This window comes from Paenibacillus sp. NPDC057967 (assembly GCF_042887015.1).
Lineage (GTDB): Bacteria > Bacillota > Bacilli > Paenibacillales > Paenibacillaceae > Pristimantibacillus.
In genome coordinates this window covers 538,427-563,965 of the sequence record NZ_JBHVQB010000003.1, presented here as the reverse complement: position 1 = coordinate 563,965, position 25,539 = coordinate 538,427, and the positions used below count along the sequence as shown (strand labels likewise).

Sequence of the window (25,539 nt, the reverse complement as noted above, 5' to 3'; positions counted from 1 at the left end):
AATAATATAAGAAGCGAGGCTGTCTTTAGACGGCCTCGCTTCTTTTTTTGAATCTCTCATTATCCCGTCATAACTCTCTTTTTCATTTCATAGACTAATAGCAGACAATGGGACGAGGAGAGATGGACATGAAGCCAAACAACCGGATAACCTATCGTTTTGATCAACATGGCCAGCAGATCGGCAACAAGGAAGACAAGCAGCCGCGAATGGACGAGCAGCGGAGGAAACAATCGCCAACTGGCAATGTAATCCCCTTATATCAGCCGTTGGCTTCGAATGGTATAGATGACACTCATCCATGGGAGGGCGCCTTCCATGAGGATGTCGGCGCACTGGAGAAAATGATCCGTGATTCTGCCGATGGTTCAGAGGAAAAAAATTATGCGGCGCAAGCGGGGTTCCGAGGCCCTAAACGGAACCATAGCGCAGATCGGGAGTCTGAGGAACACCAGAAGCTTGAGTTGGCTGATCCGTGGTCTTCCCTGCAGCATGATATTTCCATGCCGGAAGTGAAGGAGAGAAAGTCTGCATATGATTGGGGCGGCGATCGTGACCATCAGCCGGTGCTGGAGGAAGAAGGGCCGATTGTTCGCAAATCAGGCGGACCATCATGGTTCAACGTCTTCCTGTCGGTTGCAGGTGCGCTGGCGACGGGCGCTCTGTTCGGTTACTTTATTCTGACCTTGTTCACGGGCGGTATCATCTGGCCTGGAAGCGCCCAGAATGGCAAGTCGGTAGAAGGGAATGGTGTCACGCTGGACGATGTTGTGAATCTTCCAGTCACCGGAGCCATCGGGGAAGAAGGCAAGGAGAATACCGGTACAAAGACTCCGCCTGCCGCGCAGCCGGATAAGCCTTCCGCTGCAACGGTAAGTCTGGGCGGAGAACAAGCGTATTCCGTGCTGCAATACGGCGTGTTCAAAGGAACGGAGGGACGCGATGAAGCTCTTAAACAGCTTGCGGCAAAAGGATTGCCAGGCGCCACGATTCATTCGGGAGATTCCTATTATGTGTATGCGGGTCTAGCGATGAACCAGAAGGAAGCCGGGGTGCTGGCTGCCCAGATGCCAGATATGCTTATTTACAAAAAAGAGCTGAAGCTTGCTCTCCCGGATAAGCTTGCCTTCACAGGCAGCGAAGATGACGCCAGGCTGTTCTTTGACCGCACGCATGGACTGGTTGCTGCGTGGTCGTCGCTGATTGTGACGCAATTGGAGCAGGCCGAGCTGTCCCCAATCGGAGGAGCTGCATCCAAGGCGTGGCAAGACAAGCTCAGTGAATGGAAAACCTCTGCCGAGACGATGAAAAAAGGGGTTGGCAACGGCAAGGAAGGTGATTATCTAGTGAAGCTGACGGATGCGATCAGCGATGTCGGCGACGCGATGCTCGCTTATGACAAGGCGACGAGCAAAGCGAATCTGTGGAAGGCTCAGGAAGCCTTGATGCGCGCTGTACTGGCCCAAAAAGAATGGTTCGAGTCTATGAGCGCATTGTAAAGAGCGGGCAACCTGCGTATAATAGAGTTAGGTGTCATTTCGTGGCGAAAGGGATTGAACGATGAAGAAAAATGGCTGGATCCTTTTCTTGTTTATCGTGCTTGGACTTGTAGCCGGCGCTCTTGTAGCCCGCTGGCTGGAGCCCGTTCAAGGGCTGTCTTTTTTGACCAAGCCGATCGTGACAACCTGGTCGCCTGCGCTTGACTTGTATGTGCTCAGCTTTGATTTCACGCTGAAATTGCAACTGAGCCTGTTCAGCATCGTTGGGGCGGCGCTCGCTATTTGGCTGTATCGCAAGATGTAGGATGCGGTCCGGCGATTGGACCATTATCGCGATTGGATAGGCAATCTAAGGAGAATACGAAGCATGACAACCAATCAAAATGTAATCGAATCGATAAGCCGGATCGTACTGGCTTCATCGTCACCGCGCCGGAAGGAACTGGTCGCATCTCTAGACCTTTCCTTGCCGGTTTATATTTTGTCTACGGATGCGGACGAAACGGTCCTTGACCACTGGACACCGCAAATGACCGTAGAGGAGCTCAGTCTGCGCAAAGCGACAGCGGCGCTGGCGATGCTTCGCAAGCGGGAGGACAAGACCGCCGGAACCTCCGATCTAATTATTGCTGCAGATACGATCGTGGCGCTGGATGGAGATATTCTGGGGAAGCCGCGGAACGACGATGAGGCGGCAAGCATGCTGGAGAGGCTGTCGGGACAACACCATGACGTCTTTACAGGTATTGCTTGCATCGCTGCGGATTCCGGCAAGACGCTGGTCGCCAGCCGGAGAACCAAAGTGAAAATGAAAGAGCTTGGCAACGAGCGAATCAGGCGCTATGTGGCGACTGGCGAGCCTCGGGACAAGGCAGGCTCATATGGCATTCAGGGACTTGGATCTACGTTTGTGGAAGAAATTGAAGGCTGTTATTTCAACGTCGTCGGCCTTCCATTGTCGTTATTATCCGATATGCTGGAGCATTACGGCATACGCACTGTTTAAGGGAATGTATGACCGCGTCATGAAGAGGGATGAAGTATCATTATTTTGAACAAGAAAGCAGGTTAGGGACATGGTTGCGCATACATCAGGTTTGCGGAATGTCCCCCATGAAGAACGTCCAAGAGAGCGCATGATGACATATGGGGCTGAAGCTTTAAGCCATGCGGAGCTGCTGGCAATATTATTGCGGACAGGCACCCGGAATCAGTCTGCTGTACATGTAGCAGGCACGATTCTGAAGCAATGCGGAAGTCTGCGCAATTTGATGGACATGAGCATGGAAGAGTTGACGGCCATATCCGGAGTCGGTCCGGCCAAGGCGCTCCAGCTGCGTGCTGGGATCGAGCTTGGACGGCGTATTACAAGGAGCAGGCTTGGCGATGTCACGACGGTGAGAAGGCCGAAGGATGCTGCCGACTATATTATGGAAGAGCTTCGTTACCTCAAGAAAGAGCATTTTGTATGTATGTTTCTCAACACCAAAAACCACATTATTGCCCGGGAAACATTGTCAGTAGGAACGCTTAACGCATCGCTTGTGCATCCAAGAGAAGTGTTTCGGGCAGCGATCAAATATAACAGCGCATCTATTATATGCGCACATAATCATCCTAGCGGCGACCCTGCGCCAAGTCCGGAGGATATCTCCTTGACGGGGAGATTGGCGGAAGCGGGACAGTTGGTCGGAATTGAACTGCTCGATCACCTGGTTATCGGAGACGGCAGATTCGTCAGTTTGAAGGAGCTAGGCCATCTGTAATATAATATAAGGGATTGTCGTAATGAGAAGGGAGCAAGAACATGTTTGGAAGCTTTTCGAAAGATTTGGGAATTGATTTGGGTACGGCAAACACTCTTGTTTATGTAAAAGGAAAAGGCATTGTCGTAAGAGAACCATCGGTGGTGGCTCTGCGTACTGATACAAAAACAATCGAAGCGGTTGGCGAACAAGCCAAAAAAATGATCGGCAGAACACCGGGCAACATCCGCGCGATCAGACCGATGAAGGACGGCGTTATCGCAGACTTCGATACAACGGCGACGATGATCAAGTATTTCATCCGTTCCGCTCAGAAGCAGCGGTCGTTGTTCCCGCGTCATCCGAACGTGATGGTCTGTGTGCCTTCCGGTATTACAGCTGTCGAGCAGAGAGCGGTAGAGGATGCAGCCAAGCAAGCAGGCGCGCGCGAAGCGTTTATCATCGAGGAGCCGTTCGCAGCGGCTATCGGAGCCGATCTTCCGGTATGGGAGCCGACTGGCAGTATGGTTGTCGATATCGGCGGCGGTACGACTGAGGTTGCCGTTATCTCGCTGGGCGGCATTGTAACTAGCCGTTCGATCCGCGTAGCGGGCGATGAGATGGATGAGGCGATTATTCAATACATCAAGCGACTCTATAATTTGATGATCGGCGAGAGAACGTCGGAGCAGCTCAAGATGGAGATCGGATCGGCGCTTCAGCTGGACAAACCGGAGACGCTTGAGATTCGCGGCCGCGATCTGGTATCGGGCCTTCCGAAAACACTCGCGATTACATCGGATGAAATTACGGATGCGCTGACGGATACGATTAATGCAATCGTCGATGCGGTCAAGATTACGCTAGAGAAGTGTCCGCCGGAACTGTCCGCCGACATTATGGATAGAGGGATTGTGCTAACAGGCGGCGGAGCTCTGCTACGGAATATGGACAAGCTGCTGCAGCGTGAGACGGGGATGCCGGTTATCGTAGCTGAGAATCCGCTGGACTGCGTGGCAATCGGAACGGGGCGTTCGCTCGATAACATCCATTTGTTCAAGAACAGAGGCTCTTCGGGACGTTCCAAGCGCTAAGCCGGTTTACAATTAACAGGAATGGATAAGGGATGGGCAGGTGATCGGGCTGTTTAATCTAATGAGGAATAAGCGAGTATTCATGCTTATGATCGGATTGATATTGTTCATTGCGATCATCGGCTTCTCATTAAGTGATCGCAAGGAGCTGACCTGGCCGGAGAAGTTTCTAAAAGATACAACCGGTTATGTGCAGCAATGGTTCTACAAGCCCGCTGGTTATATAGCGGGCTTCTTTGAGGATATCGCAAAACTGCGTCAAGTCTATGAAGAGAACGAACAGCTTCGCCTGACTGCGGCGGCTTACGCCCGCGACAAGGTGAAATATAATTTCATTCAGAAGGATAATGAGCGGCTGCAACGGGAGCTTAATTTCACCGAGCAGCAGAAGCAGATGCACAACTATAATTACTTGATCGCGCAGGTTATATCGGTCAACAACGATGCGAACAATCGTACGATGAACATTAATCTGGGCTCGAAAAACGGCATTAAGCCGAATATGGCGGTGACGACAGTCGACGGACTGATCGGCTTGGTCAGCTCTGTCACGCCTTATACGGCTGCTATTACGCCGATTACCGAGCTGAATGAAGTATCCATTACGTTTAATTCCATTGCCGCTACGATTGAGGGACGGGAGAATGAATCGTTCGGTATCTTAAGCAGCTACAACCGCGATACCGGCATGCTGGTCATGACGAAGATTGCCGAGACCGACAAGATGGAGATCGGCGATACCGTCATTACATCAGGTCTTGGCGGCATCTATCCACGCGGACTCCGCGTCGGTACTGTGGAGACGAAGCAGGTCGGCGATTTTGGCCTGACGTATACCGCCTCAGTTAAGCTGTCTGCCAGCTTCGATCACTTGACGGAGGTATTCGTCGTTCAGCCGCCGGAGACACCGGAGGAGCAGGAATGAGCATGAATCGGATAGTTGGCCTCATGCTGCTTCTATTCCTACTTGAGGGCGCCATTATGCCGTGGATTATTCCAGCCGGGTTCGGGGATCGGATCATTCCGCACTTTATTTTTGTCATTGTGCTTTATTCGGCTCTCTATGGCAATCGCCACCAGGCATTAATGCTGGGTGCGGGCTTTGGCTTGCTGCAGGATTTGATCTATTATGGGCATTTGATCGGCGGACATTTCTTCATGATGGGTCTGATCGGCTATTTTACCGGCGTGCTGCTGGAGCGCAAGCGCGTGACGGTGATGATGGCGCTGACGGTCATCGGCTTTGCTTGTATCGTATACGACACGGCATTGTTCTATATCTACAAAGTATTCCGAATTACCGATGCTGCCTACGCATGGGCGCTGCTGAATCATATATTGCCAAGCTTGTTTCTTCAACTCGCGTTCGCGCTTGCTTGCTATATTCCGGTCAGACGCATATTCGAATCCCGCAGCAAGGCTTTGCCTGATAGCGACGATGAATAATCCTGCTTGCAATTGCAGGAATTCGGCATAGCCAGCAAGAATTCATTAGGTTGGGGAGGGACGGTTGTGACCGAGAAGCAGCATATCATGATTAAAGGCGTCAAGGAAGGTCTATTGTTCCTTCTCGATGATCAATGCGAATTCGATGCATTGCTAGCCGAATTGCAATATAAGCTGGAGAAGACTCACCAGCAGTTGCTGACCGGACCGCTTGTTCATATTCATGTCAAGCTGGGTTCGAGAATAGCTACCGATGAGCAAAAGGAGCAGCTTGCAAGCATTATCCGAGCTCAAGGCAATCTCATCATCGGATCGATGGAGTCAGATTTGCCGGAGCCTTTGGACCATACATCAAACACATCCAAACTTCATGTCATCACGTCTATCGTGCGCTCGGGGCAGACGCTGGAGCATGACGGCGATCTCTTGCTGATCGGCGACGTGAATCCGGGCGGTACCTTGTTGTGTACGGGCGATATCTATGTACTGGGCGCGCTGCGGGGAATGGCTCATGCCGGTGTAGCGGGGCGGATGGATGTCGTCATTGCTACGTCACTTATGAGGCCGACACAGTTGCGTATAGCGGATGTCGTAAGCAGACCGCCGGAGGAATGGCTGACCGGAGACGCTGCGATGGAGTTTGCTTATTTGGAAGAAGGACAGATGCAAATCGACAAGCTATCTCAATTATTCCGAATCAGGCATAATCCTATAATGTTTAAAGGGGTGTAGAGCATGGGAGAAGCGATCGTGGTAACATCGGGCAAAGGCGGAGTAGGCAAAACGACGACCTCAGCCAATATCGGAACAGCGCTTGCGCTGCTAGGCAAAAAAGTATGTTTGATTGATACCGATATCGGGCTTCGCAACCTGGATGTTGTGATGGGCCTCGAGAATCGGATTATATATGATCTGGTAGATGTAGCGGAAGGACGGTGCCGCCTCAGTCAAGCACTTGTCAAAGACAAGCGGTTCGATGAGCTGTATATGCTCCCCGCTGCTCAGACAAAGGATAAGGATTCCGTCAAGCCGGATCAGATCCGGAATATGGTGCAGGAGCTGAAGCAGGATCATGATTATGTGATCATCGATTGCCCAGCAGGCATCGAGCATGGTTTCCGCAACGCGATTGCGGGAGCGGATCGCGCGATTGTGGTGACAACGCCGGAAAATGCCGCTGTTCGCGATGCGGACCGCGTCATCGGTTTGCTGGAGGGTGATAAGATCCCGTCCAAGCTTGTTATTAACCGTATCCGCCAGTCCATGGTGAAGAACGGGGAAATGCTTGATATTGACGAGATCTGCCAAGTATTAGCCATTGATTTATTGGGGATTGTGCCGGATGATGATAAAGTTATTTCAGCGGCCAATAGCGGTGAGCCGACCGTCATGAATCCGGCTTCCAGGGCAGCGATCGCCTATCGCAATATTGCACGCCGCATTCTGGGCGATATGGTGCCGCTTATGGTGCTGGACGAAAAGGCGGGTGCCTTCAAGCGGTTCCGCAAGTTCCTGGGAATAGGATGATTGCCTTGTGCTTAACAAACTGAAAAAACTGGATTGGGGCATCTTGATCATTCTAGCTTGTCTGATGGGGATTAGCGCACTTGTAATCCACAGTGCGACAGCCAACAATCCGATGTATCACAATAATGACATGAAGCAATTGGCTTTCTTCGGCCTTGGCTTTATCGTCGCCATTGTATCCGTACTGTTCGACTACCGCATCGTGCTGAAGTTCTGGTATGTATTTTACGGCATAGGTGTTGCGCTGCTCATCCTGGTTTATTTCTTCGGAGCCGAGATTAACGGTGCCAAAGGATGGTTCAGACTCGGAGAGTCGATCAACTTCCAGCCAGCGGAAATGATGAAGATTATTCTGATTATCGGTATTGCTTACATTATGGGCAGGCGGCAGGGCGATAAGCTGAACTTTACGAACGATATCCTCACAATTGGAGCTTTTGTATTCCTTCCGTTCCTGCTCGTTATGATACAGCCTGACCTTGGCAATGCCATCATCTATCTGGTTATCGTCATTGGCATGTTGTGGATCGGCAATATCAAATATACGCATGTCGCGATCGGACTTGCGATTGTCGTAGGCAGCATTATGCTGTTCGTCTTTCTGTTCAACAGCTTCAACACGGAAATCAAAGAATATTTGGATGGACACAAGAAGACGCACTGGTATGAACGCATCAATACCTTCATTAATCCAAGCGAAGCCAGCGCGGATGCGCGGCGTCAGTCGCTGAATGCGCAGATCGCGATCGGATCGGGCGGCTTAAACGGCGACGGCTTCCTGCAAGGCGATATGAAGAACGGGGGATTCGTTCCATACACCTATTCGGATTCGATTTTCGTCGTCATAGGGGAAGAGTTCGGATTCCAGGGCGCGGCGGTGCTGTTGCTTCTTTATTTCCTGTTGATCTATCGAATGATTATGATTGCCTTCAAGTGTTATGACAGGCGAGCCTCATTCATTGTCATCGGGGTTGTATCCATGTTCGTATTCCAAATCTTCCAGAACATTGGCATGATGATCGGATTAATGCCAATTACGGGTATTACGCTTCCATTCATCAGTTATGGCGGCACATCGCTGCTTCTCAATATGCTGTCCATCGGGCTGGTATTCAGCATAAAGGCGCATCAGGAAGTTTATGAGCTGGCCGATAATTAATAGTCGAAGAACAAGCATTGGATGCTGGAGCTCCGCTCTGGCAGACGATGCTTTTTTTGTGTAGCGCAAGTGCGAATACTTGTCTCCTTCCTCTCATAATTATGAGTGAAGAGATCTGGGCGGCAGCGGGAGCGGTCGCCGATTCGGGGAGGACAAGCCATGGGACTTAGAGATGACGTGAAGCAGCGCAGACATGAGAAAATTAGAAGTCTGCTCCATCATTATAATGAGATACCGGACAATGGACCGGATAAGCAAGCCAGTGAATGGAACTCCGGCCCAGGCAGCAACATGGATGCCGGTACAACGCACCAAGAGGAACCGGTTGCGAGACATAACGCTGACAAGACCTTGCGGGCTGCTGTTGATCCTTCCGCTTCTGGCAAAGGAAAGGCGAGACCGCTTGATCCGGAGCTGGCATGGAAGCAAAATCCGAATCCTTGGGCTGCCTGGGATGAGGAACGGCAGTCGGGAGAGACTCGAAGCTACGTGAAATCGCAGCATACGGATGACTTTGATCCACCGGGATCAAGCGGGTGGAGGAGATTTCGCAAAGAACTGGCATGGAAATTTGCGGTATCCGTCGCATTATTTGGCGGGATCTGGGCGATGTTTGAAACCGAATATCCCTGGACGGCAAAAGGCCAGGCTTTTGTATCGGAAGCGATGACGAGTGAGATTGATTTTGCCTCTGTGGCTACTTGGTACAAAGATGTATTTGCGGGGGCGCCATCCTTTATTCCGATATTCGGAGGCAGTAGCGGTCAGGCGACTTTGGTGGACGGTCAGCCGAAGCAGCCGGTCGTCTCGCCTTTAGAGAATGCGACGGTGGTCCGGACATTCGCCGAATTGCTGAACGGCGTGGAGTTGGCGGGCGACCCGGAGGCGGCTGTCGTGGCGGCAGAGACGGGAAGGGTCATTCAGGTTTCGGTGCAAGGGGACAGCGTATTGATCCAGCATGCCAATGAGCGGACGACTATATACGGCAAGCTGGCAGCGGTGAATGTAGCCGTCAATGATTGGATTGAAGCGGGACAGACGATCGGCAAGCTGCAGCCGGCCGGGTATGACGGCCATAGCTTCCTGTATTTTGCGGTGAAGCAGAAGGACCGGTACATGGACCCGCTGGACGTGATACCGATTGATTAAATGGGGAGGCATACGCTGGTCGATTCATCCCTTATTCGTAATCGTGATGCTTGCATCCGCCATAACGGGATATTTTGCCGAGCTGCTTACGCTTTTTATTATTGTATTGGTTCATGAATTAGGCCATGTCGTCGTTGCCAAAGGGTTTGGCTGGACCATCCGGGAAGTGAAGCTTCTTCCCTTCGGCGGCGTGGCGGAAGTCGAGGAGGCAGGCGGCATATCGGCCAAAGAGGACGCGATCGTAGCTATCGCGGGACCTCTGCAAAACGTATGGATGGGCGCGCTTGCCTGGGGACTAGGCGCGACGGGTGTCTGGGATGAGGCATGGGCTCAATATGTGGGCGGGGCCAATCTGATGATTGCCTTGTTCAATTTGCTGCCCATTTATCCGCTTGACGGGGGGAAGCTGCTGCAAGCGCTTCTCAGCTATATGATGAATTATTACCGGATGCTGATTTGGTCCGCACGTTTAAGCCTGTTATTCAGTACTTTCATGCTGATAAGCGCTTTTCTTCCCCTCCTCGGCGGGGGAGGCATTCAGCTCAATCTCTTTATTGTCGGCGTGTTTCTATTACTCTCGAACTGGACATACCATCGCAATATCCCTTATTTGTTCTACCGCTTCCTTACCCATCGCAGCAACGCAGCCTCTGAAGCGGGAGACCAAGGCAAGTCTGTCAGCCCGCTTATCGTAAACGGCACACAGTCGATTCTATCCGTCGCCAGGCTGTTCAGCAGGGAGCGCTATCATCTTGTCTATGTGATGGATTCCGCTGCACCGGGCTTGCTTGTGCTTACGGAGGGCAAGATCGTAGAGGGCTGTTTGTCGGGACTAAGCCCGTATCGTGCAGTGAGCGAGCTTTTCAGTTAAACTAGAGAAAAGGCTTGCTGGGAGGGACGGTATGGATGAAACAATTGCTGATGCATATTGAAGGGGATGCGCTGCAAACGGTTGTTTTGCGGGACGGCTGTCTGGACGAGTTTTTTATGGAGAGATCCGGTGGCTTAAGCCTCGTCGGCAATGTGTACAAGGGCAGGGTCGTAAATGTACTGCCGGGCATGGAAGCGGCTTTTGTGGATATCGGGCTCGGCAAAAACGCATTTTTGTACATCGATGATATGCTTCATCCTCATGCGGACAAGCAGCCTAAGCAGAAGCCGGCGGTTGCCGATATTGCATGGCCAGGGCAGGAGCTGGTGGTGCAGGTCGTGAAGGACCCGCTCGGTGGCAAGGGAGCGCGTGTAACGACACACTTCAACTTGGCGGGTAGATGGCTGGTCTATATGCCGAGCGCGGGCTACGTTGGTGTATCCAAGCGGATCGACAGCGAGGCGGAGAGAGAGCGTCTGCGGATGCTTGGCGAGCGTCTGCGCTGTGATGACGAGGGCATCATCATGCGAACGGCGGCAGAAGGCGAGGGCGAAGAATCGCTTGATGCGGACGTGGGCAAGCTGCGTGATCTGTGGCGGGCAGTAGAAGCGCGTGCTGACGAAGCAAAAGCGCCGGCAATGCTCCACAGCGAAGCTGGACTTATGCATCGTGTCGTACGCGATTCACTCATGCTGGATATCGATGAAGTATGGATCGACGGTCCGTCGCGATTCGACGAAGCTTCGCGGCTGCTGGCAGACATGGCTCCTGCGCTTAAGGAACGGCTGCGCTTATATGAGCCGGATGGGAATCCGGGCGGTTTGTTCCAGGCTTTCGGAGTTTCTGCGCAGATCGAAGAAGCGTTCGGCAGGCGCATTCCGATGAGAAACGGCGGCTATCTGATCTGGGAAGAGACGGAAGCGCTCACTGTCATTGATGTCAATACGGGCAAGTACACGGGAACGGACAATCTGGAGGATACCGTCTTCCGCACCAACATGGAAGCGGCTGAGCTTATATCCAGACTGCTTCGCGTACGGGATGTTGGAGGTATTGTCGTCATTGATTTTATCGATATGCAACAGGACGACAGCAAAAGTAAAATTTTGTCCAAAATGACAGAAGAGACCAGACGCGACGGCACCAAATGCACCATCGTCGGATGGACAAGGCTTGGCCTGATGGAGCTGACGCGCAAGAAGGCGAGAGACAATGCGATCCGCCAGATGAACGGCGTATGCAAAACCTGCGGACGAGGCAGTTAGTTGGGCTTTGCAGGGCGTTCCTATCATTAGAATGGAAATAGGTTGTAATAGATTGACGGTTGTGATAAACTGTTTGGGTGTATGTTCCGTATCTTGAGGTGCGAATGTACAGGTACCGCTCCGATCAGGTACATAAGCGCACTGGCTTTGGCCGTGTGCCACCTACATCAGGCGAGTCTTCGAAAATAAGGAGGTGCACCACAATGTTCGCAATTATCGAAACTGGCGGCAAGCAATACAAAGTTCAGGAAGGCGATGTTATCTACATCGAGAAACTGGACGGCAACGAAGGCGAAAACGTAACGTTCGATCGCGTTCTGGCCGTATCTGGCAAGGACGGATTGGTTACAGGAGCTCCGGTTGTATCCGGCGCAACGGTAACTGGCAAAGTCGAGAAACACGGCAAAGGCCAAAAGATCACCGTTTACAAATACAAAGCCAAAAAGAACTACCGTCGTAAGCAAGGTCATCGTCAGCCTTACACAAAAGTAACAATCGGAAAAATCCAAGCGTAAGAGGATTGTTCTATGATTACTGTTACGTTTGTACGCAATGAGACTGACAAGCGCATCGTATCATTTGCGGTCGAAGGACATGCTAAATATGCGAAGCCCGGCAAGGATATTGTCTGCGCCGGCGTGTCGGCGGTATCGGTCGGCACGGTGAATGCAATTGAGACATTGGCGGGGCTCGAGCTCCCGTACACGATGAAGAACGGCTGGCTGTCTTCGGATATTCCGGTTCTGCCCGATGCGGAAGCGGATGGCCGTATGCAGCTGCTGCTTGAATCGATGGCGGTTATGCTCGAGACGATCGCTACATCATACGGCAAGCACGTCGTTATACAGGAGCGGCTGCAATAAGCGGCTCCACCCGGCAAGGCAACAACTTAAGAAGGAGGGATACACCATGTTGAAACTGAATCTTCAGCTATTCGCATCGAAGAAAGGTGTAGGTTCCACGAAGAACGGACGCGACTCCCGCTCCAAGCGCCTTGGCGCTAAGCGTGCTGACGGTCAAGTCGTTACTGGAGGAAGCATTCTGTTCCGTCAACGCGGAACGAAGATCCACCCAGGCACGAACGTGGGCATCGGCAAAGACGACACACTGTACGCAAAAGTGGACGGCGTCGTGAAGTTCGAGCGCCTCGGACGCGATCGCAAAAAAGTGAGCGTATACCCTGTTGCTCAGGCTCCAGTAGCCGCGGCAGTAGAAGCTTAAGACAGAAACGTAAGCGGCTGGCGCCGTCTTCTAGGCGGCACAGCGTACGTTTTGCGGCGGAATAGAAGCCCGGTATAAGTGCGAAACCTATACGACTTGTATTCCGATAAAGCCCCGGCCGGCATTGCTAGGCCCGGGGCTTTTGTGATTTAAAGAGATGACCAAGCTGGATAGCCATGGTATACTGGATGAGCTAGTACATTAGGGTGAAGGTAGGTTCTTGCGAATGGGACGCTTTAGGACAGCGAAGCATTACGCGGCGGCATCCATCTTGCTGCCGGGAAGCGCCACATTGATCTGGCCGGGCAAAGTCTGGCTGACAGCCTTGTTGCTCATCTGGCTTGTCGCTTGTGCGGCAATCTGGATTCGCGAGGAGCGCAAGGAACATCAGGAGCGGCTCGCAAGAACGATCGGAGCCATGCAGAATGCTGGTATTCGCACCTTGAATCATCATCGCCACGATTGGATGAACGACCTGCAAGTCCTTTTTGGCTACACTAGAATGGGCAAGCTGGATAAGACGATCGGGTATGTGGAGAAAATAAGAGAAAGGATGGCTGCCGAAAGCGCCATCTCGAAGCTTGGTTCACCTTCACTAATCAGTTTTATCCAATCTTTCCGGACTGTTACCAATTCGCTTGCACTGGAAGTGGATATAAAGGGAGACCTTCATCTCAACGAGCTGTCTCTGGATGGAGAGGCTGTTGCAGAAACGATCATACATACTATTAATGCATACCGGTTCGCCGTAAAGGCGGACAGTGCGACTCTGTCCGTGTTGAAGCTGGAATTGAGCGCGGATGAGGATGCGCTGTATGCTTCGTTTTATTATGAAGGCGAACTGATGAATGAACAACAATGGAGTCAAAAAATAAAACAGCAGTTGGAGGGTGCGCCGCTGAAGCCTGTCGGCTCCGTGCAGAACTTCTCCAAGGTGCTGCTAAGGGCGGAAATGCGCGCCTGAACGGAGGCAAGACATGTTTGTCGATAAGGCGAAAATTTTTGTAAAAGGCGGAGACGGCGGAGACGGGATCGTCTCGTTCCGTCGCGAAAAATATGTAGAGAACGGCGGCCCGGCCGGCGGTGACGGCGGCCATGGCGGCGATCTGATCTTCCGCGTGGATGAAGGCTTGCGTACGCTAATGGACTTCCGGTATCAGAAGCACTTTAAAGCGCAGCGTGGAGAACGCGGCAAGGTGAAAGGCATGCACGGAGCGAGCGCCGATGATACGATCGTCCGCATACCTCCGGGTACGGTCATCGTCGATGATGACACGAACGAGATTATTGCGGATTTGACGCGTCATGGGCAACAGGTTGTCGTGGCAAAAGGTGGACGCGGAGGACGCGGCAACATCCGGTTCGCGACTGCGACCAACCCTGCGCCTTATATCTCCGAGAATGGAGAGGAAGGCCAGGAGCGCTGGGTTGTGCTGGAGCTGAAGGTGATGGCGGATGTCGGACTCGTCGGCTTCCCGAGCGTTGGCAAGTCCACGCTGCTGTCGGTCGTATCCGGCGCAAAGCCGAAGATTGGCGCCTATCACTTCACGACGATTACACCGAATCTGGGCGTAGTCGATGTAGGCGACAGCCGCAGCTTCGTTATGGCGGATTTGCCGGGGCTAATTGAAGGCGCTCATGAGGGCGTTGGACTTGGCCACGAATTCCTGCGCCATGTAGAACGGACGCGAGTCATTATCCATGTCATTGACATGGCTGCTTCGGAAGGACGCGATCCTTACGAGGACTGGCAGAAAATTAATGCGGAGCTGTCGCTTTACAATGAGAAGCTGGCGGAGCGTCCACAGATTATCGCAGCCAACAAGATGGACATGCCGGAGGCGGCTGAGCAGCTGGAGCTGTTCAAGCAGCAGCTGGAGCAGTCCGGCAGCGAGCGAGTGTACGAGATCATGCCGATTTCTTCACTGACGAAACAAGGTATTCAGGAGCTGCTGTACAAGGCGGCCGATGTGCTGGATACAGTCGCGGTACAGACCGAGATTGAAGAAGTGAAGGACATCGAAGAGCGTAAGGTATACAGCTATGAGAAGAAGGAAGATATTACGTTTACCATCCACCGCGAAGACGAAGTGTTTGTGGTGGAGAGCGAAGGGATCACCCGCATGATGAAGCGGATGAACCTGAACTCCTACGATGCGGTCATGCGCTTCGCCCGTATTATGAGGAAGCTTGGCGTAGACGACTCGCTCCGCAAAGCGGGAGCGAAGGACGGAGATATGGTGCGTGTAGCGGATTTTGCTTTTGAATTTTTTGAAGGCAGCGACTACAATCCTTACGATTAAGCGGAAGAGACGACGAAAGTCGTCTTTTTTCTTTCCAGCCTATTGCCGCATCGTCGGGATTTCGATATAATGTCCACTATAGGTGTACAATTGTCTTTTTGAGGAGGACTGGGATGGCTGATCGCTATTTTGTCGTTCGGGAGGATATTTTGCCGGAAGCGATACAGAAAACCATACTGGTGAAGTCGCTCCTCAGCAGCGGGAGCGCAGCGACCGTACACGAGGCCGTAGAGCGCGCGGGCCTTAGCCGAAGCGCCTTCTATAAGTACAAGGATGGCGTGTACGAGTTGAATGAGATTGCGCGAGAGCGGATTATTACCGTCTCCATGGATTTGGAGCATCGGTCCGGCGTGCTATCGAGCGTGCTTGCACTGGTAGCCAGTCAGGAAGGCAATGTGCTGACGATGAATCAGAGCATTCCATTGCAGGGATTCGCCAACGTCGTGCTTTCCATCGATGTCTCTCAGGTCGCAGGTGATGCTACTGAGCTGATGGAGCTGCTTCGCCTTCAATCGGGAGTACGCAAAGCGTCCATTATCGGACGAGGATAACGAATATAATTTAATAGGCAACGGAGGGAATATATGAAGCAGGTAAAAGTAGGTTTGCTAGGACTAGGAACAGTCGGGACAGGCGTCGTACGCATCGTGGAGGCGCATCAGGAAGATTTGCAAAGCCAGGTGGGGTCGTCCATTATCATCGAGAAGGTGCTTGTGCAAAACAAGAGCAAGTCGCGGAATATTTCGATTTCCCAAGATAAGCTGACGGAGGACCCGTGGGAGGTTATCCGCCACCCGGATATTGATGTAATTGTTGAAGTCATGGGCGGCATCGGTCAAACAAAGGAATACATTCTTGAAGCGCTCGCGCTCGGCAAACATGTCGTAACGGCGAACAAGGATTTGATGGCGCTGCATGGTCCGGAAATTTTGGCCAAGGCGAAGGAGCATCACTGCGATGTGCTGTATGAGGCAAGCGTAGCAGGCGGCATTCCAATTCTGCGTACACTTGTGGAAGGTTTCTCATCCGATCGCATTACGAAAATTATGGGCATTGTGAACGGGACAACCAACTATATCTTGACGAAAATGAGCCAGGAGGGTGCAGCCTACGCCGACGTGCTGAAGGAAGCGCAAGCGCTTGGTTATGCTGAATCTGATCCGACATCCGACGTAGAAGGTCTTGACGCTGCCCGCAAGATGACGATTCTGGCCACGCTCGGCTTCCGTACCAACGTAAATCTTGAGGATGTGTCCGCCAAAGGCATCTCCGCGGTTAGTAAAGAGGATATCCTGTATGCGAAGCGTCTTGGCTATGAATTGAAGCTGCTCGGTATCGCGGAGCGTCAGGATGACCTGATCAGCATCAGCGTGCAGCCAACAATGGTGAAGCATTCGCATCCAATCGCGTCCGTCAACGGCGTGTTTAATGCGGTGTACGTCTATGGCGAAGCGGTTGGCGAGACGATGTTCTATGGAGCGGGTGCGGGTGAGATGCCGACGGCAACATCCATCGTTGCGGACTTGGTCGCAGTAGTTAAAAACTTGAAGTTAGGTGTGAACGGCAAGCAAAGCGGCATCGCGTACAAAGAAACAAAGCTGAAAACCGACGAGCAGATTTCTTCGAAATATTTCATGCTGCTTCATGTGGCCGACCGTGCAGGCGTGCTCGCGCGTATTACGCAAGTGTTTGCGGAATCCGAAGTAAGCCTGGAGTCCGTGCTTCAGCAGCCGAACCCGACGAACCCGGAAGCAGAAATCATCATTATTACACATGACGCGAGCAAAGCCGCGGTCCAGAAGGTGCTCGGCACATTCGAATCGCTGGATGTTGTGCATAAAGTGAAGAGTGTATACAGGGTGGAAGGTTAAGCGGATGAATAATCGCAGAGTTATTGTAAAAGTACCTGCAAGCACCGCTAATCTGGGTCCCGGCTTCGATACACTCGGCATGGCGCTCGGTCTGTACGCTTGGATTGAAATGTCGGCATCTTCTACAGGCGAGACAACATTTGAGTATTATGGCGACGGCATGGATGACTTGCCTCAGGATAAATCCAATCTGCTCTACAAGGTGGCGCAACTGGTCTTCAAGGAAGCAGGCGTGGATTTGCCGGAGCTGCGTATCGCCATGTACAGCGATATTCCGCTTGCACGCGGTCTCGGCAGCAGCGCTTCGGCGATTGTCGGCGCGCTTGTCGCAGCCAACGCGCTGATCGGCAGTCCGCTCAGCGATCATAAGCTGTTCCAGCTTGCAACGGAACTGGAAGGGCATCCCGACAATGTTGGCGCCTCGCTGTTCGGCGGCATTGTCGTATCCGCTTGGGACGGCTCGGAGGCGCAGCATGTGCGGATCGAGCCGAATGAGCGGCTGCAGACGCTGGTAGCCATCCCAGCGTTCCAACTGGCGACGGAGAAGGCGCGCCATGCGCTGCCTTCTCAGATTGCCATGGCCGACGCGGTATTCAACGTGGGCCGCAGCTCGCTGCTCGTCGCAGCACTCGCTAGCGGCGAGCTCGGCTTGATCCGCCATGCGATGCAGGATCGGCTGCACCAGCCCTATCGTGCACCCCTTATTCCAGGCATGGCGGAGATATTGGAGCGCGCCGCCGACTTTGGCGCGCTGGGCGCAGCGCTTAGCGGAGCGGGGCCGACGCTGATCGCATTCGTTGATGCGAACAGCTCGGACAAGGCGGGTTTAGAAGCATTTCTCAAGGGGACACTTGCGAAGGAAGGCATCGATGCGGAGACGTTATGGCTTTCACCTTGCAAAAGCGGTCCTATTGTCACTATAGAGGAAGGACCGAGCGGCAGCGGGCAAGAATCGCTGCTGGATCGAATTAAAGGAGAAGTAAAAGCATGAAGACGATAGCTTTGTTGCCGGCCGGCTCCGTATCGGATGAAGCGGCCAAACATTTATTTGCCAGTGAAGACCGGGTCGAGTGGAAGTATCATCGGCTCATAGCGGATGTATTCAATTCGACAGTAACTGGAATAAGCGATTATAGCGTCATTCCTATAGAGAACACGATTGAGGGTTCTGTAAGCCTTCATATGGATTGGCTTGTTCATGAAGTCGATCTGCCTATGCAAGCGGAATGGGTGTATCCATCCATTCAGAATTTGATCAGCAGACGGTCGGAGCTGTTGAACGGCGCGGGAGAGCTGGACTTCTCCCGCATCAAAAAAGTGATCAGCCACCCCGTCGCTATGGCACAATGCCTGCAATTTCTAAGAGAGCATATGCCGAATGTGGAGACGGAGCATGTGAGCAGCACGGCTGAGGCGGTTCGTATTGTGCGCGATCATCCGGGTGAAGGCATTGCGGCGATCGGCACCCGTATTGCCGCCGCGAATAACGGGCTGGATATGCTTGCGACGGAGATTACCGATCACGACAACAACTATACCCGCTTTATGCTGGTTGGCTCCGAGCCTTACACCGCTCGTAAGTCGGACCGCATCAAGACCAGTATTCTGGTGACGCTGCCTGAGGACTATCCAGGTGCGCTGCATCAAGTATTGTCCGCTTTCGCATGGCGGAGAATCAACCTGTCGCGGATTGAATCCCGTCCGACGAAGAAGAAGCTGGGCAACTATTATTTCTACATCGAAATTGAGATGTCGCTGGATTCGGTTCTGCTGCCAGCGGCGCTTGAAGAGATTGAAGCGATTGGCTGCTCGATTCGGGTGTTGGGTTGCTACCCTAGTTTTTCGTATGAGCAATTGCTTTAATGACTAACTGACTACTTTTTCGGAGGTGTATGGTAAGGTATGGCACAGCAATGGATCTACTTAAACGGCGAATATGTAACGAAAGAAGATGCAAAGGTATCGGTGTACGATCACGGCTTTTTGTACGGTGACGGTATTTTCGAAGGCATTCGCATCTACGACGGCAACATCTTTAAGTGCAAAGAGCATTTGGACAGGCTCTATGATTCCGCCAAATCCATTATGCTGGACATACCTCTAACCTCGGGCGAGATGCAAGCGGCGCTCGTTGAGACCATCCGCCGCAATGAGCTGCGCGACGGCTATATCCGGCTTGTCGTCTCTCGCGGTCCGGGCAACCTGGGACTTGATCCGAGACGCTGCCCCTCCGCTTGGGTGATTAATATTGTGGAACAGCTGTCGATCTACCCGGAGGAGGCCTATAAGAACGGGTTAGTCTCCGTCTCGGTGTCGCAGCGCCGCAATATTCCGGACGCGCTGAATCCGAAGATCAAATCGCTCAACTACCTGAATAATATACTGGTCAAAATCCAGGCTAACCTGGCAGGCGTCGGCGAAGCGATCATGCTGAATGCGCAAGGTTATGTCGCAGAAGGGTCCAGCGATAATATCTTCATCACTAAGAACGGCACCGTCTATACGCCGCCTTGTTATGTAGGAGCGCTGGAGGGCATCACTCGCGGAGCGATTATGCAGTTGTGCGACAAGCTCGGCTACAAGCTGAAAGAAGAGCCGTTTACGCTGCATGACGTCTATATTGCCGACGAAGTCTTCTTCACCGGAACGGCCGCCGAGGTTATCGCCGTGCGCGAGGTCGACGGACGCAAGATCGGCTCCGGACAAGCCGGCCCCATCACAACCCATCTGCTGCAGGAATTCCGCAGTATCGTTAAGGTTGACGGCGTAAAGGTGTACGAGTAGACCGGATATTAAGATAAGAACCAACCCTTTGATCGATTGGAGAGAAGCTTGTGCGCGAAGCACAAGACTTCCTGCATGCGGTGAAGGGTTGTTTTTGCGTATGTAGCGCTGTGTGGTCGGTACGTGGGAGGTTTGTAAGTCGATTTGATCGACTTAAAATGCTCGATGCGTCGGCTTTGCGAGTTTAAGTCGGCCTCACCGATTTAAAACTAGTGATCAGCCATTTTCGGAGCAATAAGTCGGTATCATCGACTTAAAATACCCGTTGCGTCGGCCCTGCGAGTTTTAAGTCGGCCTGACCGACTTAAAACCAGTAATCAGTTACTTTCGGAGATTATCGTGACTTCTGAGATTTAGTAGTTTGAGGCGGCGTTATTTCCCCCATTCCATCGTTTTCAGCAATTTAGTGTTGCTTGGCAGCACTGTTTCCGAACACTCTGCGCTTTTGGCAAATTAGGGTTATATAGCGATGTGATTCTCTTCATTTGGCTGGTTCAAGTAAATGCTGTATCCCTACTACGACTTCCAAGTCGCTTCGACCGACCTAAATCAGGCATAGGCCGCGCTTTTTGCTCAAATAAGACCATCCCATCTACTTACTCTCGTCCGTTCAACTTACCAACTGTCTCCTTATGCCGCGAGACTAATTTTTTCAAGAAAGTGGAGACACCAGCCCATGATCTGCATAGGATGTAGAGATTGATAACGGGCATTAGCCTTGCCAAGTTATTCAGAACGTGACAGGAGGTCATCGGCGAGTGAGAATCCATATGGTCAAAAGTGGCGATACCTTATACTTTATCGGTCAGAAGTATAATGTGCCGCTCGAAGAAATTTTGAAGCTCAATCCGGGCATAACCAATCCGGATATGCTGGAGGTAGGTACTAAGCTGAAGATTCCATCGACCCCTACTGCACAGAATGGAGTGAGTGGAATGGATATCATGCATCAGCATGTCGTCAAACAAGGAGATACGCTTTGGAAGCTATCCAAGGCTTGGGGTGTTCCGCTGGCCACGATGATTCATGCGAACCCGCATCTCAAAAACCCAAACGTGCTTCTGACAGGAGAAGTTGTAAACATACCTAAAGCCGATGCGCAGGTGCCGCCGACCGTGACTCAACAAAGCACTGGCGGCAAAACGCCAACGCATCCGCTTCATCCGTCTTCCCTTATGCAAGGCGTTCAGGGCATTGTAGGCAAATTGTCTACTGCCCCGTCAGTAGTCGGCAAAACGTTCACAGGCCTTGCTACGGAGAAGAAAAATACCGCTCCTGTGACGGAGAAAAAACCGACGGCTCCAATCGTCTCTCCCGTACCGCCAGCTCCAGCTCCTAAGCCGCCTGCCGCCAAAGTCGAGCCAGTCGCAGAGAAAAAGGTCGAGGCAGTCGCAGAGAAAAAGGTCGAGCCAGTCGCAGAGAAAAAGGTCGAGCCGCTTGCTAAGAAAGTAGAGCCGCTCGCAACAAAAGTAGAGCCTCTGGCATCGAAGAAGGTTGAGCCGCTGGCCACGAAGATAGAACCGCTTGCAGCGAAAAAACAAGAGCCACTCTCTACTGGAAAAGTAGCTCCATTATCATCTAATGTAAGTCCTTTAGCCGAAAACAATATCGCACCGCTTGCAAACAGTAATATTGCTCCGCTGTCGTCGAATATGGCGCCAAACAGTAACATTGCGCCTATGGCTACTGGAAAAGTAGCTCCTCTGGCTTCAAAAGCGGCACCGTTAGGTACTGGTAAAGCTGCGCCGTTAGGCACTGGTAAAGTAGCACCGTTAGGTACTGGTAAGGTTGCGCCGTTATCCTCGAATGTAGCACCTCTGTCCATGGGCAACATGAGCCCTATGTCATCGAACATAGCGCCGCAGTCTATGGGCAACGTAGGCCCGATGTCATCGAACTACGCGCCACAGTCCATGGGCAACGTAGGCCCGATGTCATCGAACTACGCGCCGGAGTCCATGGGCAACATGGGCCCGATGTCATCGAACTACGCGCCGCAGTCTATGGGCAACGTAGGCCCGATGTCATCGAACATCGCACCGCTGTCCATGGGTAACATGGGCCCGATGTCATCGAACTACGCGCCGCAGTCCATGGGCAACGTAGGCCCGATGTCATCGAACTACGCGCCGGAGTCCATGGGCAACATGGGCCCGATGTCATCGAACATCGCACCGCTGTCCATGGGCAACATGGGCCCGATGTCATCGAACATTGCGCCGCAGTCCATGGGTAACATGGGCCCGATGTCATCGAACATTGCGCCGCAGTCCATGGGTAACATGGGCCCGATGTCATCGAACATCGCTCCACTGTCTGGTGGCAACGTAGGTCCGCTGTCTTCGAATGTAGCGCCTCTATCCATGGGTAACATGGGCCCTATGTCCTCGAACATCGCGCCGCAGTCCACAGATAATATTGCGCCATTGTCGTCCAATGCTGGTCCAAATGCCAATATCGGTCCATTGTCCAATGCGCCTGCGACCAAAGTGATGCCATACGCCGGTAAAAAACCGCTGCCTATTGAAAAGCCGGTAGAGAAGAAAATTCAAGCATCTAATTCCGAGTATATGGAAAGCATCGACCTGTTCCAACAATACGGCATGCCGGCCTCTGACGTCATGTCGCTTTACGACCTGCCGAACTATCCGGAAGCCAATGCTCCGAATGTTCAGCCCTATGCCATGCCGAACAGCGTAATGCCTTACAGTGTAAATGCCGAGCCAAATCTGGCGCCATATTCGGAGACACAACCGATGTATCCTTACGATTGTCCGCCGGGAACGTTCATGTCCAGCTATCCGAATTCATCCATTATGCCATACGGGGCAGGTCCAGACTGGGGCCATGGCGGTAATCCTTCCTATTATGGAATGGGCGAAAATACAGCTTTATCCCCGTCAAGCTTTGGCCCTAATGCAGGCATGATCTCGCCAATGTCGAATGCGCCAAATACAGGCATGATCTCACCGATGTCGAATGCACCGAACGCAGGTATGTTCTCGCCGATGTCCAACGCGTCGAACGCGGGCATTTCGCCATACTCTAGCACGCATGCTCTGTCCGCTATGTACCCGCCGCCGGGATATGCTGGATATCCAAACAGCTATCCGAATAGCAACCCAAACGCCTACTTGAACAGCTACCCAAGCGGCTATCCGTATCCCGGATGGGCGAACAACGCTGCGCCTGTAGGGCCTGCAGGCAAATCAAAGGATGATTGCGGCTGTGGAGGGAAGCGGGAGGATGAGTTGACGGGCACGACCGGCAAAACAAATTCCGCATCCGGCAAGCCGCGCAAAAAAGGCAAAAAAGCGGTCATTCGCACCGTTGCTCCCAGCAGCAAAAAGAAAAGAAAAAACGGCAGCCGGCCGTGGCTGAATCGTTAGCAGCATTAAGCTGATCATTTAATTCGAAGCGGCAAAACTGCATATTAGAAATACAGCCAAACCGATCAGGAAGCAACCGATCGGTTTGGTTTTTTGCTATCCGCTACTTGATTTGAATAATTATACAACTTTGGAGCAGACTATCGGAAAACGTAATAAAGGGGGCTTCCTCATGATGACATTCAGCCTGTGGAAGCAATTGAAACGAAGGCTGCGCAGAAACCGCAGACCGCTCTGGACGTTAGGCGGGCTCATATGCTGGATTCTGATCGTTTCAACTGCCGTAATGCCTGTATCGGCGCATGCAATGGACGGTAGATGGGGGATTTCACAAGCCGAACAAGACATAGAGATGAAATCGGCATATATGAATATGGAGCCGTCCATTATACCGTATTTGAAAAAACGGAAAGAAGCCGTTCCTGTCGTTCTGCAGCGCATTTACGTGTGCGGAGAAGAAACGGAGCCGATCGGACAATTGAGCTCTCATGAGGTCGTGATGCTGCTGTCGGATCATCCAGAATGGAACGCGGTGCTGCAAAAGGATAATGAAACGGTGATGTTGGTGCACCGCATTGAGGACATCTCGGATTATTGCCGGGAGCATGCGCATTTCGGTGTAGATAAGCGAGGGAATTTCTCCTTATTCGACGGCATGCCAAAAGAAGAAAAGGTGATGCGAACCTTCTTTCAATTGGATATTCATTATATGGAGAGCAGCTTGCCTCAGCGGCAGCTGGATCTGCTGAATCAAGGTATTCGGGTTAATGATATCGATGAATACAACAGTGTATTGTCGACGTTCAGCGACTATGCTGTTCAGCGTGACGAAAGAGCAATGAAAGAAGCTTATTAGCGGACAAGCTCTGCAAAAGCGGCGTTGCCACAGAATACAACCTCTCTAGAGATTGGCGAAGAGAGGTTTTTTGTTGCGTCTATATTTGGTGGGCTAGACTCTTAATCTGTAATCACTCATTAGAAACATCAAACGTCCGTTCTCATTCACGGCAAGTTTTGCTATAATAATAGACAGGTCTTATTTAGTTTGATAGGTTGGTAGGGAGTTGGCGAATTGCGCGTTTTAGGAATTGACCCGGGTATTGCGATTGCGGGTTTCGGATTTATAGACAAAGCAGGACATAAGCTCATGCCTGTGCAGTACGGCGCCATTACGACAGAAGCGCATACGCCGCCGGAGGAGAGGCTTGTCCAAATTTACGAGTCAGCCAGTGCGCTTATGGACAGGTACAAACCGGATGCCGTCGCGGTGGAGAAGCTGTTCTTCAATCGCAACGTGACGACAGCGTTTGCGGTTGGCCAGGCGCGGGGCGTCATCATATTGGCAGCCGCGCAGAGAGGATTGCCGGTTGCGGAATATACGCCGCTGCAAGTGAAGCAGTCGGTCGTCGGATATGGCAAGGCGGAGAAGAGGCAGGTGCAGGAAATGGTGAAGATGTTCCTCAAGCTGTCGGCTATTCCGAAGCCTGACGACGTAGCGGATGCGCTTGCCGTGGCAATCTGCCACGCGCACTCTGCTGTCATGACACAGAAAATAAACGAGGTGAAGCGGTCGTGATCGACTATTTGCGCGGGCCGGTTGTACATATTGAAGCAGAATACATTGTAATGGATGTCAGGGATATTGGTTATCGAGTGTTCGTCCCCAATCCTTATGCCTTTGCAGCCAAGGATGAAGCTGTGACGGTCTTTATTCACCATCATGTGCGAGAGGATGCCATTCTGCTGTTCGGATTCGAATCGAGGGAGCAACAGACGCTGTTCCGCAAGCTGCTGGATGTATCGGGCATTGGACCAAGAGTAGCGCTGGGGGTATTGTCTGCGGGCAAGCCGGAGTCCGTCGTTTCGGCGATCCAGCAGGAGAACATAGGTCTGCTGACCAAGCTGCCTGGCATTGGCAAGAAGACGGCACAGCGCATGATACTGGACCTTAAGGACAAGCTGCTCTTTGCTGTTCCGGAGGGAGGCTTGCTTACCGCTGCCGGATTCGGAGCAGAGCTTGCAGGCGATGCCGACGGTCAAGGAGCAGGCACGGCGTGGAAGGAAGCCCGGGAGGGGCTGGCTGCGCTCGGCTATACAGCCGCAGAGCTGGATAAGGCCTGGAATGGATTGCAGGATAGCGTGAAAGCGGATGACACTGTAGACTCGCTTATGAAGCGGGCCTTGCAGCAATTGTTCAAAGGGTAACGGAAGAAGGA

The 25,539-nt window shown here is 52.2% G+C and carries 27 protein-coding genes and 1 other annotated feature; all 27 genes read left to right on the top strand.

What is annotated here, in order from left to right:
- The first annotated feature begins 128 nt into the window (after window positions 1-128).
- The 27 genes from ACFVSO_RS09975 (at window position 129) to ruvA (ending at window position 25,528) form a co-directional block, all read left to right on the top strand.
- The gene (locus ACFVSO_RS09975) at window positions 129-1,499 is read left to right on the top strand and encodes a hypothetical protein (protein ID WP_387472737.1); all 1,371 of its coding nucleotides are present in this window, start codon (window positions 129-131) and stop codon (window positions 1,497-1,499) included.
- 61 nt (window positions 1,500-1,560) lie between these two features.
- Window positions 1,561-1,803, top strand: coding sequence for a DUF4321 domain-containing protein (locus ACFVSO_RS09970; RefSeq protein WP_387472735.1), 243 nt, complete (start codon window positions 1,561-1,563; stop codon window positions 1,801-1,803).
- 63 nt (window positions 1,804-1,866) lie between these two features.
- Window positions 1,867-2,505 (top strand): Maf family protein, encoded by a 639-nt coding sequence (locus tag ACFVSO_RS09965; protein WP_387472733.1) that lies wholly within the window; start codon window positions 1,867-1,869, stop codon window positions 2,503-2,505.
- Between the two features lie 70 nt (window positions 2,506-2,575).
- Window positions 2,576-3,265 carry a RadC family protein gene (radC, locus tag ACFVSO_RS09960; RefSeq protein ID WP_387472731.1) on the top strand — a complete coding sequence of 230 codons (690 nt, stop codon included), beginning with the start codon at window positions 2,576-2,578 and terminating at the stop codon, window positions 3,263-3,265.
- A 41-nt stretch (window positions 3,266-3,306) separates the two neighbouring features.
- The gene (locus ACFVSO_RS09955; RefSeq protein WP_387472729.1) at window positions 3,307-4,338 is read left to right on the top strand and encodes a rod shape-determining protein; all 1,032 of its coding nucleotides are present in this window, start codon (window positions 3,307-3,309) and stop codon (window positions 4,336-4,338) included.
- 61 nt (window positions 4,339-4,399) lie between these two features.
- Complete coding sequence (gene mreC / locus ACFVSO_RS09950; RefSeq protein ID WP_387472727.1) at window positions 4,400-5,263, top strand: rod shape-determining protein MreC; 864 nt, start codon at window positions 4,400-4,402, stop codon at window positions 5,261-5,263.
- Window positions 5,260-5,784 carry a rod shape-determining protein MreD gene (mreD, locus tag ACFVSO_RS09945; RefSeq protein ID WP_387472725.1) on the top strand — a complete coding sequence of 175 codons (525 nt, stop codon included), beginning with the start codon at window positions 5,260-5,262 and terminating at the stop codon, window positions 5,782-5,784. The genes mreC and mreD overlap by 4 nt, the downstream gene beginning before the upstream one ends.
- Before the next feature lie 87 nt (window positions 5,785-5,871).
- Window positions 5,872-6,516, top strand: coding sequence for a septum site-determining protein MinC (gene minC, locus ACFVSO_RS09940; RefSeq protein WP_387472881.1), 645 nt, complete (start codon window positions 5,872-5,874; stop codon window positions 6,514-6,516).
- A 3-nt stretch (window positions 6,517-6,519) separates the two neighbouring features.
- The gene (minD, locus tag ACFVSO_RS09935; RefSeq protein ID WP_387472723.1) at window positions 6,520-7,311 is read left to right on the top strand and encodes a septum site-determining protein MinD; all 792 of its coding nucleotides are present in this window, start codon (window positions 6,520-6,522) and stop codon (window positions 7,309-7,311) included.
- Between the two features lie 7 nt (window positions 7,312-7,318).
- The gene (locus ACFVSO_RS09930; protein ID WP_387472721.1) at window positions 7,319-8,470 is read left to right on the top strand and encodes an FtsW/RodA/SpoVE family cell cycle protein; all 1,152 of its coding nucleotides are present in this window, start codon (window positions 7,319-7,321) and stop codon (window positions 8,468-8,470) included.
- Between the two features lie 159 nt (window positions 8,471-8,629).
- Window positions 8,630-9,619, top strand: coding sequence for a peptidoglycan DD-metalloendopeptidase family protein (locus tag ACFVSO_RS09925; protein ID WP_387472719.1), 990 nt, complete (start codon window positions 8,630-8,632; stop codon window positions 9,617-9,619).
- Entirely contained in the window at window positions 9,612-10,490 is an 879-nt protein-coding gene (locus ACFVSO_RS09920) for a M50 family metallopeptidase (protein ID WP_387472717.1), read from the top strand. The genes ACFVSO_RS09925 and ACFVSO_RS09920 overlap by 8 nt, the downstream gene beginning before the upstream one ends.
- 35 nt (window positions 10,491-10,525) lie before the next feature.
- Entirely contained in the window at window positions 10,526-11,755 is a 1,230-nt protein-coding gene (locus tag ACFVSO_RS09915; protein ID WP_387472715.1) for an Rne/Rng family ribonuclease, read from the top strand.
- A 100-nt stretch (window positions 11,756-11,855) separates the two neighbouring features.
- Window positions 11,856-11,944: a sequence feature (ribosomal protein L21 leader region), on the top strand.
- Between the two features lie 14 nt (window positions 11,945-11,958).
- Entirely contained in the window at window positions 11,959-12,270 is a 312-nt protein-coding gene (gene rplU / locus ACFVSO_RS09910; protein ID WP_387472714.1) for a 50S ribosomal protein L21, read from the top strand.
- Window positions 12,271-12,282: 12 nt separating this feature from the next.
- Window positions 12,283-12,618: a ribosomal-processing cysteine protease Prp gene (locus ACFVSO_RS09905; protein WP_387472713.1), complete on the top strand. Its 336-nt coding sequence runs from the start codon at window positions 12,283-12,285 to the stop codon at window positions 12,616-12,618.
- A 46-nt stretch (window positions 12,619-12,664) separates the two neighbouring features.
- Window positions 12,665-12,976 (top strand): 50S ribosomal protein L27, encoded by a 312-nt coding sequence (gene rpmA / locus ACFVSO_RS09900; protein WP_120107824.1) that lies wholly within the window; start codon window positions 12,665-12,667, stop codon window positions 12,974-12,976.
- Window positions 12,977-13,202: 226 nt separating this feature from the next.
- Window positions 13,203-13,940 (top strand): Spo0B domain-containing protein, encoded by a 738-nt coding sequence (locus ACFVSO_RS09895; protein ID WP_387472710.1) that lies wholly within the window; start codon window positions 13,203-13,205, stop codon window positions 13,938-13,940.
- A gap of 13 nt (window positions 13,941-13,953) precedes the next feature.
- Window positions 13,954-15,279, top strand: coding sequence for a GTPase ObgE (gene obgE, locus ACFVSO_RS09890; protein ID WP_387472708.1), 1,326 nt, complete (start codon window positions 13,954-13,956; stop codon window positions 15,277-15,279).
- Window positions 15,280-15,392: 113 nt separating this feature from the next.
- On the top strand, window positions 15,393-15,830 hold the full coding sequence (locus ACFVSO_RS09885; RefSeq protein ID WP_387472706.1) for an ACT domain-containing protein: 438 nt from the start codon (window positions 15,393-15,395) through the stop codon (window positions 15,828-15,830).
- A gap of 33 nt (window positions 15,831-15,863) precedes the next feature.
- Window positions 15,864-17,150, top strand: coding sequence for a homoserine dehydrogenase (locus ACFVSO_RS09880; RefSeq protein ID WP_387472704.1), 1,287 nt, complete (start codon window positions 15,864-15,866; stop codon window positions 17,148-17,150).
- A 4-nt stretch (window positions 17,151-17,154) separates the two neighbouring features.
- Complete coding sequence (thrB, locus tag ACFVSO_RS09875) at window positions 17,155-18,141, top strand: homoserine kinase (RefSeq protein ID WP_387472702.1); 987 nt, start codon at window positions 17,155-17,157, stop codon at window positions 18,139-18,141.
- Window positions 18,138-19,013: a prephenate dehydratase gene (gene pheA / locus ACFVSO_RS09870; protein ID WP_387472700.1), complete on the top strand. Its 876-nt coding sequence runs from the start codon at window positions 18,138-18,140 to the stop codon at window positions 19,011-19,013. The genes thrB and pheA overlap by 4 nt, the downstream gene beginning before the upstream one ends.
- A gap of 39 nt (window positions 19,014-19,052) precedes the next feature.
- On the top strand, window positions 19,053-19,934 hold the full coding sequence (gene ilvE / locus ACFVSO_RS09865; protein WP_387472698.1) for a branched-chain-amino-acid transaminase: 882 nt from the start codon (window positions 19,053-19,055) through the stop codon (window positions 19,932-19,934).
- A 758-nt stretch (window positions 19,935-20,692) separates the two neighbouring features.
- A complete protein-coding gene (locus ACFVSO_RS09860) occupies window positions 20,693-23,323 on the top strand; it encodes a LysM peptidoglycan-binding domain-containing protein (protein WP_387472696.1) in 2,631 nt (876 codons plus the stop codon).
- Window positions 23,324-23,495: 172 nt separating this feature from the next.
- Window positions 23,496-24,179, top strand: coding sequence for a BofC C-terminal domain-containing protein (locus ACFVSO_RS09855; RefSeq protein ID WP_387472694.1), 684 nt, complete (start codon window positions 23,496-23,498; stop codon window positions 24,177-24,179).
- A gap of 216 nt (window positions 24,180-24,395) precedes the next feature.
- The gene (gene ruvC, locus ACFVSO_RS09850) at window positions 24,396-24,899 is read left to right on the top strand and encodes a crossover junction endodeoxyribonuclease RuvC (RefSeq protein ID WP_387472692.1); all 504 of its coding nucleotides are present in this window, start codon (window positions 24,396-24,398) and stop codon (window positions 24,897-24,899) included.
- Entirely contained in the window at window positions 24,896-25,528 is a 633-nt protein-coding gene (gene ruvA / locus ACFVSO_RS09845) for a Holliday junction branch migration protein RuvA (RefSeq protein WP_387472690.1), read from the top strand. The genes ruvC and ruvA overlap by 4 nt, the downstream gene beginning before the upstream one ends.
- Window positions 25,529-25,539: the final 11 nt, after the last annotated feature.